The 16,975-nt window shown below is 64.8% G+C and carries 19 protein-coding genes; 6 read left to right on the forward strand and 13 right to left on the reverse strand.

Features of this window, described 5'->3' with window-relative positions; translation table 11 throughout:
* Positions 1 to 66 precede the first annotated feature (66 nt).
* The 3 genes from grpE to OHQ90_RS02830 all read right to left on the reverse strand — a co-directional run bounded on the left by grpE (position 67) and on the right by OHQ90_RS02830 (position 4,360).
* Positions 67 to 738 carry a nucleotide exchange factor GrpE gene (grpE, locus tag OHQ90_RS02820; protein WP_328407004.1) on the reverse strand — a complete coding sequence of 224 codons (672 nt, stop codon included), beginning with the start codon at positions 736 to 738 and terminating at the stop codon, positions 67 to 69.
* Positions 735 to 2,582, reverse strand: a complete 1,848-nt coding sequence (dnaK, locus tag OHQ90_RS02825) for a molecular chaperone DnaK (protein ID WP_328407006.1) — start codon at positions 2,580 to 2,582, stop codon at positions 735 to 737. Before dnaK ends, grpE begins: the two co-directional genes overlap by 4 nt.
* 488 nt (positions 2,583 to 3,070) lie before the next feature.
* Positions 3,071 to 4,360, reverse strand: coding sequence for a PucR family transcriptional regulator (locus tag OHQ90_RS02830; RefSeq protein ID WP_328407008.1), 1,290 nt, complete (start codon positions 4,358 to 4,360; stop codon positions 3,071 to 3,073).
* Between the two features lie 174 nt (positions 4,361 to 4,534).
* Between OHQ90_RS02830 and OHQ90_RS02835 the strand changes: the two genes are divergently transcribed.
* Complete coding sequence (locus tag OHQ90_RS02835; RefSeq protein ID WP_328407010.1) at positions 4,535 to 5,458, forward strand: class I adenylate-forming enzyme family protein; 924 nt, start codon at positions 4,535 to 4,537, stop codon at positions 5,456 to 5,458.
* Positions 5,459 to 5,687: 229 nt separating this feature from the next.
* Here the strand turns inward: OHQ90_RS02835 and OHQ90_RS02840 are convergent, their stop codons facing one another.
* Entirely contained in the window at positions 5,688 to 6,920 is a 1,233-nt protein-coding gene (locus tag OHQ90_RS02840) for a serine hydrolase domain-containing protein (protein WP_328407012.1), read from the reverse strand.
* Positions 6,921 to 7,033: 113 nt separating this feature from the next.
* On the opposite strand from OHQ90_RS02840, the gene OHQ90_RS02845 reads away from it, so the two are divergent.
* Complete coding sequence (locus OHQ90_RS02845) at positions 7,034 to 8,188, forward strand: sensor histidine kinase (protein ID WP_328407014.1); 1,155 nt, start codon at positions 7,034 to 7,036, stop codon at positions 8,186 to 8,188.
* Positions 8,176 to 8,820, forward strand: coding sequence for a response regulator transcription factor (locus tag OHQ90_RS02850; protein WP_328407016.1), 645 nt, complete (start codon positions 8,176 to 8,178; stop codon positions 8,818 to 8,820). Before OHQ90_RS02845 ends, OHQ90_RS02850 begins: the two co-directional genes overlap by 13 nt.
* A gap of 67 nt (positions 8,821 to 8,887) precedes the next feature.
* Here OHQ90_RS02850 and OHQ90_RS02855 read toward each other — a convergent pair whose 3' ends face one another.
* From OHQ90_RS02855 to OHQ90_RS02865, 3 genes are all read right to left on the reverse strand, one after another.
* Positions 8,888 to 9,355: a hypothetical protein gene (locus OHQ90_RS02855; RefSeq protein ID WP_328407018.1), complete on the reverse strand. Its 468-nt coding sequence runs from the start codon at positions 9,353 to 9,355 to the stop codon at positions 8,888 to 8,890.
* A gap of 171 nt (positions 9,356 to 9,526) precedes the next feature.
* Positions 9,527 to 9,934: a hypothetical protein gene (locus tag OHQ90_RS02860; RefSeq protein ID WP_328407020.1), complete on the reverse strand. Its 408-nt coding sequence runs from the start codon at positions 9,932 to 9,934 to the stop codon at positions 9,527 to 9,529.
* A gap of 102 nt (positions 9,935 to 10,036) precedes the next feature.
* Positions 10,037 to 10,282, reverse strand: coding sequence for a hypothetical protein (locus OHQ90_RS02865; protein ID WP_328407022.1), 246 nt, complete (start codon positions 10,280 to 10,282; stop codon positions 10,037 to 10,039).
* A gap of 578 nt (positions 10,283 to 10,860) precedes the next feature.
* Here OHQ90_RS02865 and OHQ90_RS02870 point away from each other — a divergent pair.
* Positions 10,861 to 11,139, forward strand: a complete 279-nt coding sequence (locus tag OHQ90_RS02870; RefSeq protein ID WP_328407024.1) for a hypothetical protein — start codon at positions 10,861 to 10,863, stop codon at positions 11,137 to 11,139.
* Between the two features lie 60 nt (positions 11,140 to 11,199).
* On the opposite strand, the gene OHQ90_RS02875 is transcribed toward OHQ90_RS02870, so the two are convergent.
* The 6 genes from OHQ90_RS02875 to OHQ90_RS02900 all read right to left on the reverse strand — a co-directional run bounded on the left by OHQ90_RS02875 (position 11,200) and on the right by OHQ90_RS02900 (position 15,255).
* On the reverse strand, positions 11,200 to 11,979 hold the full coding sequence (locus OHQ90_RS02875) for an ESX secretion-associated protein EspG (RefSeq protein WP_328407026.1): 780 nt from the start codon (positions 11,977 to 11,979) through the stop codon (positions 11,200 to 11,202).
* Positions 11,972 to 13,267 carry a hypothetical protein gene (locus OHQ90_RS02880; RefSeq protein ID WP_328407028.1) on the reverse strand — a complete coding sequence of 432 codons (1,296 nt, stop codon included), beginning with the start codon at positions 13,265 to 13,267 and terminating at the stop codon, positions 11,972 to 11,974. The genes OHQ90_RS02875 and OHQ90_RS02880 overlap by 8 nt, the downstream gene beginning before the upstream one ends.
* Entirely contained in the window at positions 13,264 to 13,644 is a 381-nt protein-coding gene (locus tag OHQ90_RS02885) for a hypothetical protein (protein ID WP_328407030.1), read from the reverse strand. The genes OHQ90_RS02880 and OHQ90_RS02885 overlap by 4 nt, the downstream gene beginning before the upstream one ends.
* Positions 13,645 to 13,651: 7 nt before the next feature.
* Positions 13,652 to 14,233 (reverse strand): DUF3558 domain-containing protein, encoded by a 582-nt coding sequence (locus OHQ90_RS02890; protein WP_328407033.1) that lies wholly within the window; start codon positions 14,231 to 14,233, stop codon positions 13,652 to 13,654.
* Between the two features lie 375 nt (positions 14,234 to 14,608).
* Positions 14,609 to 15,040, reverse strand: coding sequence for a DUF4254 domain-containing protein (locus OHQ90_RS02895; RefSeq protein ID WP_328407035.1), 432 nt, complete (start codon positions 15,038 to 15,040; stop codon positions 14,609 to 14,611).
* The gene (locus OHQ90_RS02900) at positions 15,037 to 15,255 is read right to left on the reverse strand and encodes a hypothetical protein (RefSeq protein WP_328407037.1); all 219 of its coding nucleotides are present in this window, start codon (positions 15,253 to 15,255) and stop codon (positions 15,037 to 15,039) included. The genes OHQ90_RS02895 and OHQ90_RS02900 overlap by 4 nt, the downstream gene beginning before the upstream one ends.
* Before the next feature lie 504 nt (positions 15,256 to 15,759).
* Between OHQ90_RS02900 and OHQ90_RS02905 the strand changes: the two genes are divergently transcribed.
* The gene (locus OHQ90_RS02905) at positions 15,760 to 16,644 is read left to right on the forward strand and encodes a helix-turn-helix domain-containing protein (RefSeq protein WP_328407039.1); all 885 of its coding nucleotides are present in this window, start codon (positions 15,760 to 15,762) and stop codon (positions 16,642 to 16,644) included.
* Positions 16,641 to 16,847, forward strand: coding sequence for a DUF397 domain-containing protein (locus tag OHQ90_RS02910; protein WP_328407041.1), 207 nt, complete (start codon positions 16,641 to 16,643; stop codon positions 16,845 to 16,847). Before OHQ90_RS02905 ends, OHQ90_RS02910 begins: the two co-directional genes overlap by 4 nt.
* Positions 16,848 to 16,975 lie beyond the last annotated feature (128 nt).

Raw genomic sequence — 16,975 nt, forward strand, 5'->3', positions numbered from 1 at the left:
GACCTGCGGCGCTCCCGGGGCCCTCCGTGGTCACGCTGCGCTACCGCTTCCGGGCCCGTCGCGTCCTTATTGGTTGGGTATGCCGGCATCGGAACCAGCGTTCGATGCTTCATTCACCGGTAGATCGGCCACGCCATCGGTTACCCCGACCAGCGCGTGCCGAAGCACCCGATCGCCGAAGCGATAGCCCTTGCGCATGACGACACCGATCACCGGGTCGTGCCCGGAACCTTCGTGCTGCACGGCCTCGTGCAGGGTCGGGTCGAAAGGCTCACCCTCCGAACCGAATTCCTCGAGGCCCTGCTTGGTCAGCGCGTCGGACAGCTTGTCGGCGACCGCCTTGAGCGGTCCGGTCTCCAGGTCGCCGTGCGCACGGGCCCGATCGAGATCGTCGAGCACGCCGAGCAATTCGGTGACCACCGCGGCCTTCGCGGCATCGATGGTCGCCTTACGGTCCCGCTCGACCCGGCGCCGGTAGTTGGCGTATTCCGCGGTCAACCGCTGCAGGTCGGCAGTGCGCTCGGCCAACTCGCCGCTGATGCTTTCGGCCAGAATCGCTGCCCCCTCGTCGGCGGCGAGCACGGCGTCGGCACCGTTGCCCGCATCCGGGCCGGCCGCAGCAGCGTCTGCCGCGGCCGGTTCCCGAATCTCGCCGGTCTCCGGATCAACTTTGCGGTTGTCGACGAACGTGATCGGCTCTTGTTCGGAGTTACGCTCCCCCGAATTTCCCTGGGTCACTTCTTCTCCGTGTCGACCGGCTCGTCCACAACTTCGGCATCCACGACCTGGTCATCGTCGGCAGTGCTCGACGCACCGTTGCTCGAGGCCGCGGACTCCGCCGCCGACGCCTCGTAGATGGCCTGGCCCAGCGCCTGCGACTCGGTCGCCAGCTTCTCCACGGCCGATTTCACCGCGGCGATGTCGGTGCCCTCGAGCGCCTCGTTGGCCTCGGCGATGGCCGCCTCGACCTTCTCCTTGACGTCGCCGGGGACCTTGTCCTCGTTCTCCTTGATGAACTTCTCGGTCTGGTGCACCAGCGACTCGGCCTGGTTGCGGGTCTCGGCCTCCTCGCGGCGGGCCTTGTCCTCGGCGGCGTGCGCCTCGGCGTCCTTGACCATCCGGTCGATCTCTTCCTTGGACAGGCCGGAGCCGTCCTGGATCTTGATCGTGTTTTCCTTACCGGTGCCCTTGTCCTTCGCGGTCACGTGCACGATGCCGTTGGCGTCGATGTCGAAGGTGACCTCGATCTGCGGCACGCCACGCGGGGCCGGCGGGATGCCGGTCAGCTCGAAGGAACCGAGCAGCTTGTTGTGCGAGGCGATCTCGCGCTCACCCTGGAACACCTGGATCTGCACCGACGGCTGGTTGTCATCGGCCGTGGTAAAGGTCTCCGAGCGCTTGGTCGGAATGGTGGTGTTGCGCTCGATGAGCTTGGTCATCACGCCACCCTTGGTCTCGATGCCCAGCGACAGCGGGGTGACATCGAGCAGCAGGACGTCCTTGACCTCGCCCTTGAGCACACCGGCCTGCAGCGCGGCGCCGACGGCGACGACCTCATCCGGGTTCACGCCCTTGTTGGGCTCCTGGCCACCGGTCAGTTCCTTGACCAGTTCGGTGACGGCAGGCATACGGGTGGAGCCACCGACGAGCACGACGTGGTCGATGTCCTTGACCGAGATGCCGGCGTCCTTGATCACGGACTGGAACGGCGCACGGGTGCGGTCGAGCAGGTCCGAGGTGATCTTCTGGAACTCGGCGCGGGTCAGCTGCTCATCGAGGAACAGCGGGTTCTTGTCCGCGTCGACGGTGATGTAGGGCAGGTTGATCGAGGTGCTCTGCGAGGAGCTCAGCTCGATCTTGGCCTTCTCGGCGGCCTCACGCAGCCGCTGCAGCGCCATCTTGTCCTTGGTCAGGTCGATGCCCGCACTGGCCTTGAACTTGTCGACCAGCCAGGTGACAACGCGCTCGTCCCAGTCGTCACCACCGAGGTGGTTGTCACCGGAGGTCGCGCGGACCTCGACGACACCCTCGCCGATTTCCAGCAGCGAGACGTCGAAGGTACCGCCACCGAGGTCGAAGACCAGGATGGTCTGTTCCTTGTCGCCCTTGTCCAGGCCGTATGCGAGCGCGGCCGCGGTGGGCTCGTTGACGATGCGCAGCACATTGAGGCCGGCGATCTGGCCGGCTTCCTTGGTGGCCTGGCGCTGTGCGTCCTCGAAGTAGGCGGGGACGGTGATGACCGCGTCGGTGATCTCCTCACCGAGGTAGGCCTCGGCGTCGCGCTTCAACTTCATCAGCGTGCGCGCGCTGATCTCCTGCGGCGTGTACTTCTTGCCGTCGATCTCGACGCTCCACTCGGTGCCGATGTGGCGCTTGACCGAGCGGATGGTGCGGTCGACGTTCGTGACCGCCTGGTTCTTGGCCGGCTGTCCGACCAATACCTCGCCGTTCTTCGCGAAAGCAACGATCGAGGGGGTGGTGCGCGATCCTTCCGAGTTGGCGACGACGACCGGCTCTCCGCCTTCGAGAACGGCGACGACCGAGTTCGTGGTCCCGAGGTCGATTCCGACCGCACGAGCCATGGTTTTCCTCCTAGTTGACGTAACTACTTGTGTCGGTGCTAGGCGAACGATCGCCCTGCGGCCAGTTGTCCTGTGCCGCGAGACCTCGCCCCTAGCACCTCACGGAGCACGGTCCCAGCAACGCTGAGCGTGGTCGACTCAATCCTGCACCGGTTTGCGGTCGGGAGTCAACTCAAACTTGAGCCGGACGCACTCAACGTTGTCGAAAAGCTCAACCGGGGCCCTCAGCGATCTATTCCCGAACCTGGCCCGGTGGGCTGTCCGCCATTCTCGACAGCCGTGTCATCGCAGGCCAGGAATGTGCGCCAATTGTGATCACCACTAGCTGGTCTGGGAGTACAAGGCGATGGTTGTCACCGAGCTGGTCTGCGTGATCTGCGACAACCTCCCGGCGAAAAAGCCGCCCCCGAATTCGTCTTTGAACGCCGCGTCCTAAGTGCACTCGATCGAGGCCCGGTTCAACCCGGAAGGGTCGCCCGATTGGGCAGTTAGGCCGTATCCGGGCACAGCACCGGCGATCCGTACCACTGGCAGACCAGCAGCGCGAGCTCGACGTCGAGCCTGTCCTCGGCGATAGGCCTGCCGCGCCGCGATACCGCCCGCCCGACCCGGTATTTCACCGTATTGGAGTGCAGATCGAGTTCTGCGGCGGCCGCCTTGTAGCTGGACCCGGTGCGTAGGAATACCCGTAACGTCTCGCGCAGCCATGCGTCGTTCTTATTGTCGGTGGCCAAGTCGCCGAGCACCTCGCAAACCCATTCCCCGACCTCCGCGATCCCGCCGCCGAGCAGGGCCGCCGCCACCGACAATCCCGGGTCGCCGGCTGCGATGACGCTCGATTCCGCGTCTCCACGCGCCAGCGCGACCGAGCGCACACCTTGGGCGAGCCGATGCGACCGGCGGAACCCCGACACTCCGGAGGCCACCGTGCCGATCGCCACCCGCGGCGCATCCGGATACGCGGCCGCGAAATCACGGACCTTGGCGACAGCGTCGGGCTGCGCCGACCGATACGGCAGCCATGCCCAGGCGCTCATCCGATCGTCGGCGACGAACAGCGGGCGGGCGGCGGCATCTGCCACCTCGGCCGATTCGCGGACGAATCGTTGCAGCCCGGCGAGCTCGTCAGCATGGGCGCCGGCGCCCGGGTACCAAACGATAAGTGCCAGATGGAACCAATGCAGTGGGTAACGGATCGATTCGGTGGCGGCGCCGATATCGACGGTCCTCTTACCCGCCAGCACTTCGCGGACCCGAAGCGCACGGGCGCTGTTGCGGTCGTCCAGCCACTGCTCGCGCTCGCCTTCGTAGGCGGCGACGACCTGCTGGATGATCTGGTCGAGGTATTCGAACAGCCTGGTGCTGATCGCCTCCATGACGATGACCTGATCCACCGGCGCGATATCACTGGCCAGCAGATCGGCGAAAACCATCTTGGTCAGACGCCGCTGGCCGACATGGTAAGCGCGAACCAGGGCATTGAGCGGGACCTCATGCTGGGCCAAGCGCCTGCTGTACTCGATCGCCGCCACGGGCGCGTGGATCCGCGCCGCCGGGATGTCGTGCTGCAGCGCGTGCAGCAGTGTGTTGATATTGCCATGCACACTGGCCCCGAGCAGTTCGATGGTGTGGACGTCGGCACGCAACTCAGGTATCTCGTCCTCGATTACGCGCGAGATACCCACGTTGACATTCGTCACCCGCTCGTTCATGCGGGCGGCGATCTTCGCGATACAGCGGCTCACATCGACATCACCGTCGCGACGAAAAGTCGTCACCACCCAATGGTAGTTACAGCGCAGCGACCCGCGGTGACGAATACGAGGTCGACATTGTCCGCCGGCGACAAAGCACGCGACGAATTTCGTCAACGCACGACGATGACGAGCCGCACCGTTACTTCTACCGTTGTCGTCATTCCTCGCACCACACCTCCACCTCGAGGACCGCTGTTGATTCTTTCGACCCTCCCGGACCGTCGCGCCGCCGCCGCGCCCGACGCACCCGCCGTCACCGACGACAACATCGACCTGAACAACACCGAATTCCTGGCCGCCGTGCGGCGGGCCGCCGCCTGCCTGCGCGCCGCGGGCGTCTCGACGGACGACGTAGTCGCGATCATGCTGCCCGATACCGCCGCCCTCGTCGTATCCCTGTTCGCCACATGGCGTTTGGGTGCCACGGCCGCCCCGATCAACCCATCGCTGACCGCCCCGGAGGCCAGCTACCAGATGGCCCAGGCGGGCGCCAAGGTACTGGTCGCCGCGCAGCGGCCCGCCTTCGACGCTCCGGTCCAAGCCGTCATTTCTGCCGACGAACTCACCGCGGCAGACCCCGCCATCTCGGCAGCGGCGCGGCCCAGCGACGACGCACCAGCGCTGATCATCTACACCAGCGGGAGCAGCCTCGAGCCGAACCGCGTGATGCTCGACCACATGAACCTCGACGCCGTGTGCCGATTGGCGATCGAGGCATTCGCACTCACCGACGCCGACCACAGCCTGTTGATCCTGCCGCTGTTCCATATCAGCGGCATCGTGGTGGGCGTCTTGTCGCCGCTGCTCGCCGGTGGCCGCGCCACCATAGCCGGCCGGTTCAGCCCCACGTCGTTCTTCGAGCGGATCGAGCGCAGCCATGCGACCTACTTCTCCGCGGACCCGACCATGTACACGGCGCTGTCCGATCTGCCCGCTCAGATACGGCCGAACACCTCGTCGGTGCGGTTCGCCATCGGCGGCGCGGTGCGGGCCAACGTCGAACAGCGGACCAAGTTCGAACACCGCTACGGCATACCGATCATCGACAGTCACGGGCTGACCGACATTCCTGGGCGAACACGTTCAACCGCTAACCGGCGTGGAATGGCTCATCTGTAGGCATACCGTCGGTTAGACCTCGGAACTTCTGCCATCGAATTTCTGGCGATACTCAGCCACGCCCAGACATTGGCCCGACCACGCTTCCGCGCGTTGATGGCACGAGTAATCGGCGCCTCCGTCGACTATCCGGAACTGGTGAAGTATCCGTGACCGGTACCAAGATCGAAGGAACCGACACAGCGCCGGGACAGCCGCGCCCCTCTTGCGGCTGAGGCGGCACCGAACCTCAACGCTGCTGATGGTCTGCGTCCGTAGTCGTGCACAGGGCGTCGTCGATCAGCTTGCTTTGGGCCTGTTCCACGCGCAGGACGTCGTCCGCGGAATCGGCGAGGACGCCCGACAGCGAGACCGTGATGCTGCGCAGGCCATCTGCGGTGACGCCGGCGGCGCTGATCCAGCCGGAATCGCCGCCCTCGTGGCCCCAGTACACCCCGCCGCAGGACAGCGGGCGTGAGAAGAGCCCCAGCCCGTCACCGGCACCCGGCATGAACTGCTCGAACTCCTTGCTGACCGGAATGGTCTGTTTCATCTGCGTCAGTTGCGCCGGTGGCAGGAGCCGGCCGCCGAGCAGGGCGCGGAAGAATCGGTTGAGATCGGCGGTGGTGGAGACGAGCCCAGCCTCTCCATTGGCGCCCATGCCGACCTGCTCGGTGACGTCCACGGGCGGCTCGCCGGGGTTGAATGCCTGATACGTCTCGGCATGTGGTTGGGGCAGCGTGGGTGAAGTACCCGGCCGGAAGGTGTGATCGAGGCCGAGCGGCCGGACGATCCGATCTCTTACCTCCTCATGCCAGGGGTGCGTGGTAACCCGCTCGATGATCATGCCGAGCAGAACGTAATCGGTGTTGCCGTAGCTCCAGTCCGTGCCGGGCTGGAAGTCCGGGCGGTGGCCCATCGCCCGAGCGACGGTCTGCTCGGGTGTGTAGGTGTCGTATCGGTGCTGGTAGAAGTCCTGCGCTGAGGTGTAGTCCGGGTAATCGTCGTGAATGCCGCTGGTGTGCTGGAGCAGTTGGCGGATGGTGATCGCGCCACCGTCATTGCCGTTTCCGGACACCACGCCGGGCAACCACCGCTCGACCGAGTCGTCCAGAGACAGGCCGCGGTCGCCGGCGAGCTGCAGGATCACAGTGGCCACGAACGCCTTGGTGATGCTGGCTATCCGGAAGTAGCCATCCCGAGGGATCGGCTGCCGGGTCGTCAGGTCGGCGACGCCGCTGGTGGCGGTCAGGTTCCGGTCGTCAGAGGTGACCACGAGGGCCTGCACTCCCGTCACGCCGAGTGCGGTGAGCGCATCGGCGTCGCGCTGGAGCTGGAGCTGGATTCGGTCGTCGTGCTGCCGGGCGGCTATCGCGACAAGCACACTGAGGGAAAGGGTTCCGGCCACGATGGCGGCCAGCGCGAAGTTTCGTCGGATGGATCGGCCGCGCCGCCGTGGTGAGCGAATCGATGAACTCGTCATGGGCGTTGACGCTAGGTCTGGCCGAGGTGAGCAGACGATACCGCTCACTAGTGACAAAAAGCGGTAGTGGGCTGTAGTGCGAGGCTCGGTCGCCATGGCCCAGACTTGTGCGAATGAACCACCCTGGGGCCAGTCGGCTTCCGGCGATGTGGCGCGGTCTGGGTTATCTACTGGAAAGCCTGGTCACCGCCGCGGTCGCCCTGTTCGCGCTGCCCGTACTCATCGTCCCGACGATGGCTCGCGCCTGGGCGTCCTGGCATCGCCGCCGCGCCGACCGGCTGCTGCTTTCTCCGCGTTCTGGTCCCGTCCGTGTCGGTACGTGGCGTGTTCTCGGGTGGCTGTGCACAAGCATCGTGACCAGTCTGGCGTTCGGGCTCGTCGCGGTGCTGTGCGCAGGTAACGCGGTGGCCACGGCCATCACGGTGCCCTTGTGGTGGGCGTTGCCCGCCGGCACCCGCGCGGGCGGCTTCGGCGCTGGTGTTCCACTGTCCGGGTGGGGCACGGCGTTGACCCTGGGGACCGCACAGATGGTCATCTTCGCGGCCTTGACCTACTGGCTGGTTCCACCGCTGGCGCGCCTGCACGCCCGGATCTGTGTTGCGCTGCTGTCCCCCTCGGCCGCCGATCGGTTGGCGCAGCGTGTGGAGACGCTGACCGAGACGCGGGCCGACGCCATGAACGCGCACGGCGCGGAGCTCCGCCGGATCGAACGTGACTTGCACGACGGCACCCAAGCCCGGCTGGTGGCCATCGCGATGCGGCTGGGCGTGGCCCGTGAGTCGATGAGCGAAGACCCCCAGACGGTGGCCAGACTCTTGGAGGAAGCGCATGAGAGTACCGAGGAGGCCATGGTGGAGCTTCGTGCGGTGATCCGGACTATCTACCCGCCGATCCTCGCCGATCGCGGCCTCGCCGGGGCGCTGGCCGCGCTGGGGGCCCGATCGGCGATCGACACCACCCTCGATATCGGCGACCTCGGCACGATCCCCGCCGCGGTCGAGACCGTGGCCTACTTCGTGATCGCCGAGGCGCTCACCAACGTTGCCAAGCACAGCCAGGCCACCCGGACCATCGTCCGCGTCGCACGCGACGGTGGCCGGCTGTCGATCGAGGTCACCGACGACGGAGTCGGCGGCGCCGATGAGACGCTGGGTACCGGCATCGCCGGAATCCGCCACCGTGTCCTGGCGCTCGACGGCACCGTCCGCATCCACAGCCCCGGCGGCGGCCCGACCACGATCGCTGTGAGCCTCGCGTGCGGGTCGTGATCGCCGAGGACAACGTCCTGCTGTCCAATGGGCTGGAACTCCTGCTGACCGCCAAGGGCTTTCACGTCGCCGCGATCACCCAGGACGCCCCCGGCTTCCTCGCCGCCGTCACCGAACACCGACCGGACGTCACCATCGTCGACGTACGGCTACCGCCGACCTTCCGCGACGAGGGCATCCACGCCGCCATCCGCGCCCGCCGCCAGCACCCCGGCCTACCCGTACTCGTCCTCTCCCAATACGTCGAGCAGCAGTACGCAGGCGAACTGATCTCCGACGGACGCGGCGGCGTCGGCTACCTGCTCAAGGACCGGGTGAGCCGGGTGAGCGAGTTCATCGACGCGCTGCGGCGGGTCGCCGCCGGCGACACCGTCATGGACCCCGAGGTGATCGGGCAGCTCCTCACCCGTCACGCCCACGACCCGATTGCCGCCCTCACGCCACGCGAACGCGAAGTTCTCGCCCTGATGGCCGAGGGCAGGGACAACGCCACGATCGCGGCCCGGCTCGTCATCACCGAGAACGCCGTCCACAAGCACATCGGCAACATCTTCGCCAAGCTCGGCCTCTCGCCGGCTGATAGCGGCCACCGACGCGTCCTCGCCGTCCTCACCTATCTCAGCCGCCACTGAACCTATCTCAGCCGCGCCGACCGGGTCAGCTATTGGACCGGTGGCCGATGCGGGCAGCTACCGCTGGTCACCCGTGCCCAGTCTCCGAGCATTCGATTTCCTTGGTGACTTCGTTGTCTTCAGGATTGGCGTCCTGGTCGCTGCTGGTCACTCGAGCCCATACGCGTACGTGGCGGGTGATGGGTTTCCCATCTTCGTCGCTGAGGGGGAAGAGGTTGACCTGTTTGGATTCGACGGGGCGAGGATAGTCGTGACTGCCGATCGGGCCTCCGTCGATGGACCACTCGACACGCACGTCGTGCGCCGTGGCCGAGCCGAGATTACGAATCATGACCTGCGCGGGGAGCGGTTGCCCCATTGGCGCCCTGGAGCTACAGCCCACCGACAGCTCCAGGTCGGGCAGGCCCTCTGCCTGTGCGGCGGTGCTGGTGACGACTGCTGCCGCCGATATCAGAGCCGACACGCCAGCCGCGGCGGCGTATTTCACAACGATGTACCTCACAGGCCTTCCTTCGTGAATGTTGTTGACCGACATGGGTTCTTCAACCGATTCCCGACAACTTACATACTGGGGACGCCCGATCGCTGCTGGAGCTGGGATCGTTCTGCCCGACTCGAGCACTCAGCCAGAACAACTCACCTTCGATGACCGGATCGCGCAGCAACCGCGCGTGCTCGATCTCCTCGTCCGCTTCCAACGGCCGTCTCAGCCTGCGGACCCGGTCGACATCCGGCGGTATGAGGCAGGATCGTTGTCGACCACCGCACTCAGGTATTCGACGCTGTGCGGGGAGCCGGTAATCCACTTGCCGAAATCATCTTCGAAACCCGGCTTGTAGTAACTCGGGCAGGAAGGCCGCAACACTTCAGTCTGGTGCGGGCCTACCCACGTGCTGGACTGCTGTCCGAGGCCGGTCGTGCAGTTCATCCGCCAGGTCACGCGGTAGGTGTCGTCGGTGTCGTTGCGGCAGGTGTAGTCGGCACGGCAGTTCAGTCCGGGGGCGAGTTCCTTGGCGGCGGCCTGCGGGGCGAGCACCGCGGCCCCGACAGCGATCAGAGCGGCGATGCCGACTCCCACTGCCGATCGGGTCCGCAGTCCATTGCTGTTCGTCATGTCGGCAACGGTAGGCAGATCAGCGAGCCGCGTCACTGGCCCTTTCCCCCCGATCCATGGTGGAGCCAGCTATACCTTGACGCGGTGTGGATGTGGAAAAGCTCACTGGTGCACCGACTTCAGGATGATCGGCGCGCGGAGGAACCAGCTCGTCTGCAAAGCCCGGCCCCCGAGGCGAGCGAAGATGTCGGACAGGGTCATTGCGGCCCTGATGCAGTGGCGGGTGATGGGTTCAGACTGGATGATGGCGTTGGGCTTCCAGTCTGTGAGCGCGCTGCGCGGACTCGGTGTGGTCGGGTTCGCCGCGTCATGGGCTTCGCGTTCGTGCGACAGCCCCGAGGCCCACACCGGATCACCTACAGTCGATCCATGGTCGCTTGGCGAATCGCGCGGTGGGGACTTCTGGCTGTCCTATTCCTGGCCACGGCGGGGTGCCGCGAGCCGGATGTGCCACCGGACGCACCGACCGCCGATCTCGGTACCGAGTTCACGCTCGCCCCCGGCAATACGATGCGGGTCGATGACGATCGTATGCGGGTGTCGTTCGACAAAGTGTCGCAGGACAGTCGGTGTCCGAAGGATGTCGACTGTGTGTGGGAGGGAGATGCGACCATAATCGCGACGGTAACCGTCGGTTCCGCGCAATCGCGACAGGAATTCCACTCGAACCGGCGCCTCGCTTCAGCGGCAACGGTCGATGGCTACCGGATCGAACTGAAGGCCCTCAGCCCCGAACTCCTCAGTACCCAGTCGATTTCGCCGTCCGACTATCGCGTGGCTTTACTCGTAACTCGGGCGTGACCGGTTGCGGGCAGCGCTCAGTCGCTGTGTCAGCCGGCCGGGGCTGACGGGCCGACCAGGCCCGCCGCACTGCAAAGGCACCTATGGTGGCGGCTGCGAGCTGGGGCTTTATCTACGGTGGGTAGGTGGATGAAGTGTGGAGCGAGGAGGAATACGTTGAATACTTGCGGGAAGAGCGCCGCCGTTTTACGTGGGTGATGCAACGATACGGAGGGCTTTCGTCGGTGGAGGCCGAGGCTGCTGCGTTGGAGTCGTATCCATATGAGGCGGCGGATAAGCCGTTTCGTGGTCTGATCTTCCATGACGACGCGTGGCATTGGGCGATGCTGAGGATCCACGGCGATAACTACACGATGGAGCATCCCGAACTGTGCGTACCGTCGTCGGAGTACGAGGCGCTCTAGTTGCTACTGCCGGTCTCCGCTCGGTTCTCCGGGCATGGGCCATGCCTCGCCTGAGCCCGCCTACCGACGCTGACGCAGGTACTCGTCGTGTTCGAGGTCTTCGCGGTAGTAGCGCTGGGTGAGGGTCATGAGGCGATGGATTTCGGCTGCCATGGCTTGGGGAGCAAGGGGTTTGGCGATGATCGGGTCGCCGGTTCTGACGTAGTAGCGGCCGTCTTCGTAGTCCATCCACCAGAAACCGCGACCGAAGCCGGGGCGGGCGTCGAGTGCCGGGCCGGAGAATACGGCGATTTCGCCGATGGCGTGCCGGGGGCGTTTGAAAACGCGGTCCAACTGTTCGACGAGGCTGATTTCGTAGGGTGCGCGGACCGCGCGGTCCCGATCGGCCGCGAGTGTTTCGCGGCGCACCTCTAGTGGTTTGCCGGTTCCGGCGCGCATCTTCGGCAGGGCCGCTACCGCTTGTTCGGCGACTTTCTTTGCGGAGCAATAACTTACGATCACGTCAGCACCGGTATCGAGAGCCGCGCCCGGCAGCTGGACCAGGGTCGCACCCGCCTTGTCGCGCACCGCACCGTGAAATCGGTAGACGGCCAAGGGGTCTCGGTTGTCGAAACCTTTCGACTCGATCCGGGTATCCGGTTCCAGCAGTATGTCCAGTGCCCGCTCCAGATCGACGGCGTACTTGCCGAGCAGCGCGTCGACCGCAGCCTCCCGCTGCCGTTTCAGCGCGCTGAAATCCATTTCCTCAGGCCGGAATTGGAGCGGATAGGGCAGCCGGTCACGACCGTAGGCGGCCCAGAGGATCTCGAACTCTTGGCCGGTGAAGCGCCACTCAGCCATGGCCCCCACCGATGACCGGCGGCACCGTTTTCGGTAGCGAGTCCAGGCCGGTGACTTCTTCGCCATTCTGTTTGTTGATCAGATAGTCCTTGGTGCCGGAGGTCTCACGCTCATCGTCCTTACCTTTGCCTGCCGCGCCTGGCGCGACGCCGGACGTGCCGGCGGTACCCGGCCGGTTGCCGGTGCCCGCGGACGCCGCGAGCGGGTTCGCGCCGGATTGCTGAGGAACACCGGGAATGCTGCGCCCCGGTGCCGGGGTGCCAGGAGTGCTGGGAATGCCTGGGCTGCTCGGCCTTCCGGGTGTGCTCGGTGCGCCGGTGGAGCGCGGTGGAATCGTTGGGGTCGGGGTGGTCGGACTCGGGGTGCCGGTGCCGCTCGGTGTGTTCGCCGGGGTGCCAGGCGTGTTCGCAGGCGAAGCGGGCTGTTGCGTCGCGTTGGCCGGGTTTACCGATTGTGGTGTCGTCGCGGCCGGGTCGGTGGCGAGTTGCTGTTCGGGGCTACCGCCCGGCTCTTCGGAGCCCGGGTTTCCGGTGCCCTCAGGAACTTCGCTCGGTTTTCCGGGTTCGCCGGAACCAGTCGGGCCAGGGGATGTACCACCGGGCGGTGCGACCAGCGGTTGCGCCGGGTCGTCGACGATGGACGGCGCGGCAGGCAGGACAGGAACGCCGTGGTCGGTCTGGTTCACCACCTGACCGAAGACTGTGCGCAGCACCCGGCGCGCCTCCTGGGTGGCCTCCTCCTCGGTGTAGTCGCCGCTCTTCATCACGCCTTCTTGCGGCAGCGTCTTGCCGTGAAGGTCCGGGCGTTGCGTGGCCTGCGGCATCAAGGCTTGGGTCTGCTCCAGCCCGGTTTGCAACTCGAGCAGTTTGAAACTCACCAATGCCGCTGCCCCGGACAGATTTTCGGACTTCTTGGCATAGTTGTTCACCGCAGCAGCTGCCGCCGCACCGGACTGCCCCGTCCACCCGCCGTGCCCGCCATCACCGTTGACGGTGCGGGCGAAGTGCTGGTTGAACAACGTTGTCACGGCAGTGAGCTGCGCCCCGATTCTCAGCCACGCCTCCCCGGCCTGCCGGGCGGCACTCGGCCGCATCGCGTCGACGGCCTCGACCATCTGCGTCAGCGTCATGCTGTCGTAGTTGTCCGGGCCGGGGATTTTGGGCGGATCGAACTCGCCCGTGAAGTTGCCGGTCAACGAGTTCGTGCTGGTGTAGATCGCTTCCCGATCGCGGTTCCACTGTTCTTGCGCGGCGATGATGCGGGCGCGGTAGTCGTCGTAGGAACTCATTGTGGGATGTCCACTCCGGTGAGCTGATCGGCGCGAGTTTGGTCGATCTCCACGAAGTTCGAGATGGCTTTAGCTACAACCTCTTTCGCCATCTTGACTGTGTCTATGTGCTGCTGAAGCACTGTGTCGATCGACTGGTCGGTACCGGTGGCCTTCAGTTTGAACTTCTCCTCCAAGGCCAAGCTAGACGGAAAGGGACCAAAACCGGTGACGTGCTGGACGGTGCCCACAATCTCCAGAATGTTGCCGAGGCGGTCGAGGTAGTCGTCACATATTTTGTCCAGCCCCTTGCCCACCTCGGGGTCAAGTGAGATCTCGCCCGCGTTGGCTAGATCGAGAACCGTGCGCCACTCCGCAGGATCTACGCCAAACTCCATGGTCCACCTAGCTCCCCGGTAGATATTTGGCCAGATCGTCGACATGGCGGCGCACCTCGATGCATGGATCGCCCTGCTTGCCGATCTCGTAGCGAGTTTGCACCCTGAAAGCGACAGAACCATGTGGAACTTCGATCGCGATGCTGCACTTGAGTCGCTTGCTATCGCCGACATCAAGGAACTGCACAGCTCGGCGTGAGCCAACGGTCATCAGCGTGAATGCCTCGTAGTCTGTGCGCTTTTGGATGTCCTGAAGCGTGGGAATGCCGGATAAAATGCCCAGGCTGTACCAGCGTGCACCAGCCCGCCAGCTGCACACTTTCCAGCCGTCGAAGTCCACACCCGCAACATCCTTCGTCTTACTTGCGGGATCGAGTCCGGTGGCGGATATCGCCGACTCAGGCAGGTCGCAAGGATTCCACAATGCGGCATCGGGGTCGGCAGATTTCGTCGCTGCGGCCGTCGACGTGGTTCCTGCCGCGCTCGTTGTGGCCGAGACCGGGCCAGTGGAGTCGTTACAACCCGCCAGAACCAATGCGGCGCCAATCGCCAGGGCAAGACCGCGCAGCGCATTCCCCCTGCTTGTCATAGGTTCCTCGCCGCCGGTGGACCGCCGTGTCGGTAGGGCCGGACCGGCTTTTCCGCCCCCTGTCAGCTCTCTGTTGACGGTACTGGCCGGTCAACCGGCGGTGCAAGCGAACTCGGCGGTTGATGCTGTCTTTCTGGCCAGAAGACCCCTCAGAACCGCACACTTCCTGTGATAGGCACCAACTCTGGGTGTTGCATGGGGGTGCAGGTCCAGACACAAAGTGCCGGTCCAGTGATAGGGCACGAAGACTTGAGGAGCGCACGTTGGGGATGAGGCGCCATGTTTCGTTAGTTGGGGCGGGCTATCGTCAGCTCGGGAGTTAGGAGCGATTGCCCGCCGACACCGTCATGTCGAGCACCATGCTTCGCACCGCGCCTAGGGCCCGCCTGGTAGGCGGCGGCGCCCGACGGACACTTCATCTTTCAGATCTTCGTAGCCGATAGCTAGCTCAGCGAGTCTCTCCCACGCGTCACCGAGCTCCCCTTTCGAACCGCTTGCCAATGCCGCGAATGCGCAGGCGGTGAACTGTCCGAGCCGGTCGACCACCGCACCGATGGTTTCTGTGTGCACACGTGCCGCACCGAGTGACGGCGGGAGGTGCACGCAGACCCAGTGGTCGATTTCGCGGACCAGGCGTGCACGTTCGTTGTCGATCTCGTCGGTTTGCTCGCGGCAGGCACAGAGTCGCCGCTCGTGTAGTTCGGCAAGCTCCTTGGCCGAATGCAGTAGCGGGTGATCTTTGTGCACATCGCCGCGACATGCGGCCAACATCAGGTTCTTTCCGGGCAACGGCGCATCGAGCATCATCGTTCACGCACCTGAGCAGTCGCGCGTACTGACGCGATGATCATCAGCCCGGAAGGGCGGAATGCACAGCGCGGCGGCTCGATCCAGCGTCGGAATTGCGGGCACCGATCGGTAGGGGAAGGCAGTGCGATCGCCCCGCCCGCTCGCACTATCGAGACGTTGAGACGGAACATCTCGGCGAACAGGCTGTCGTCGTTGGGCAGGTCTGGACGCACCAGGTAACTCCATCGGCTCGACCGGGGATGCGACATGATCGGGCCGGTATCTTGTTGCCGGCGTTGCATTTCCCGTCGCACTGCATGCCCGAGATCGGTGGGCATCATCACCGCCCAAACAATCCCCGCTTTGACGATGATCCGTCCGAGTTGCGGCGGGTCAACGATCGCGGGGAGATCGCACACCAGCCGGTAGTACCGGCAGCGGGACACGGGCGTGTCGCCAAAAGCTATGTGGTCCATACGGAGACCTCGAGTCGCATCGGTGATGGATTTGTGCGCCCGTGCCCTGGGCGGACTGTGGTGTAGCCAGGACGGAAAGCTTGGAAGCGAAGCAGATTTGCACTACCTACCGGGCGCATAACTAGAGCAAAACACCTCCTACCTGCGGGAAGTGTCATAAAATGGGTTACCCAGTTGAACTAACCCGAAAGCGCAGAGCGATCCCCGCGCAGGTGGCTCCCTTCACCCAGAACGGGCGAACGCCACAACAGAAAGGGCACTTTGACCGACACCGGTTCGACCTTGCCGAGGCGGCAGCTCGGCAGCTACCTGCATGAGGCGCGCACTGCGCTGAACATGTCGCAGGAGAAGCTGGCAGAGCTTGCAGACCTGAGTTCATCCGTATTGCAACGGCTGGAAAAGGGGGAAGCAACACGACTGAAAGTCCGTGACCTACAAGCAGTTTGCGATGTCCTGGAGATGTCCGACGAGACGACAACCGCCATGATCGGACTACTGCGCCAAGGGGCCGAGAAGAGCTGGTGGCACGAATACGGCAACCTGATACCCGCCACATTCGATGTGTATGTCGGGCTCGAAACCGCAGCGCGGAGGCTGAACACATACCAGCCGTCGCTGATACCGGGCTTGCTCCAGACTGCTGACTACGCCCGAGCTCTTATGCAAACGGGCTACCCATCAGAAGACCGCGCCGAACACGAGCGGCGGATCGAGCTCAGGACAAAACGTCAAACAATCGTCACTAGGAAGCATCAGCCGATCGCCCTTGATGTAGTGCTCCACGAATCAGCCCTTCGCAGCACCGTGGGTGGTCCCGACGTCATGGCAGCACAACTTCGACATCTGGCGGAGATCGGGAAGCTGGCGAACGTGACGGTACGAGTGTTGCCCTTCGCGGCTGGAGCACCGATCGGCGACCCTGTTGGACAGTTCGCCATGCTCGAGTTCAGCAAGGACGGGAAGGGAAAGCCGGTCTGGCCCCCGGTCGTCTACTTGGAGACCTTCGTCGGGTGCATCTACCTGGAAAAACCAATGGACGTGCAACTGTACGATCGGGTGTACCAGAGTCTCCAGCAATGTTCGCTGGATGCGACAGCAAGCAGGAGCCTGCTTCGGCAGGTGGCAAAGGAGTTACTAGAGACATGACTGCCGACCTGTCTGGGGCTCAATGGTTCAAGAGCAGCCGCAGCGCCTCAAAAGCCGATTGCGTCGAAGTCGCCTACCTCGAAGGTGGTGCTGTTGGCGTGCGCGACTCCAAGAACCCGACCGGCCCCGCGCTCGTCTTCACCCCCGGCGAGTGGGACGCGTTCACCGCCGGAGTACAGGACGGCCAGTTCAACCGCGCGTAAGTCTGGGAACGCGAAGAAGCCGCCTCCGTCGACCGGACCCGCAAAGAAGCGAGACCTGACGTCTGATCTGTCCGGGACTGCTGCACGGATAGGTGTCATCTGATCTGCGGTGCCGAAAGGCACTGCTG

The sequence above is a fragment of the Nocardia sp. NBC_00403 genome (genome assembly GCF_036046055.1).
Lineage (GTDB): Bacteria > Actinomycetota > Actinomycetes > Mycobacteriales > Mycobacteriaceae > Nocardia.

Coding starts and splice junctions, on each gene's coding strand:
- dnaK (WP_328407006.1), bottom strand. CDS start 2,582: ATGGCTCGTGCGGTCGGAATCGACCTCGGGACCACGAACTCGGTCGTC.
- OHQ90_RS02840 (WP_328407012.1), bottom strand. CDS start 6,920: ATGACGAGTTCATCGATTCGCTCACCACGGCGGCGCGGCCGATCCATC.
- OHQ90_RS02845 (WP_328407014.1), top strand. CDS start 7,034: ATGAACCACCCTGGGGCCAGTCGGCTTCCGGCGATGTGGCGCGGTCTG.
- OHQ90_RS02855 (WP_328407018.1), bottom strand. CDS start 9,355: ATGTCGGTCAACAACATTCACGAAGGAAGGCCTGTGAGGTACATCGTT.
- OHQ90_RS02860 (WP_328407020.1), bottom strand. CDS start 9,934: ATGACGAACAGCAATGGACTGCGGACCCGATCGGCAGTGGGAGTCGGC.
- OHQ90_RS02875 (WP_328407026.1), bottom strand. CDS start 11,979: ATGGCTGAGTGGCGCTTCACCGGCCAAGAGTTCGAGATCCTCTGGGCC.
- OHQ90_RS02880 (WP_328407028.1), bottom strand. CDS start 13,267: ATGAGTTCCTACGACGACTACCGCGCCCGCATCATCGCCGCGCAAGAA.
- OHQ90_RS02885 (WP_328407030.1), bottom strand. CDS start 13,644: ATGGAGTTTGGCGTAGATCCTGCGGAGTGGCGCACGGTTCTCGATCTA.
- OHQ90_RS02890 (WP_328407033.1), bottom strand. CDS start 14,233: ATGACAAGCAGGGGGAATGCGCTGCGCGGTCTTGCCCTGGCGATTGGC.
- OHQ90_RS02895 (WP_328407035.1), bottom strand. CDS start 15,040: ATGATGCTCGATGCGCCGTTGCCCGGAAAGAACCTGATGTTGGCCGCA.
- OHQ90_RS02910 (WP_328407041.1), top strand. CDS start 16,641: ATGACTGCCGACCTGTCTGGGGCTCAATGGTTCAAGAGCAGCCGCAGC.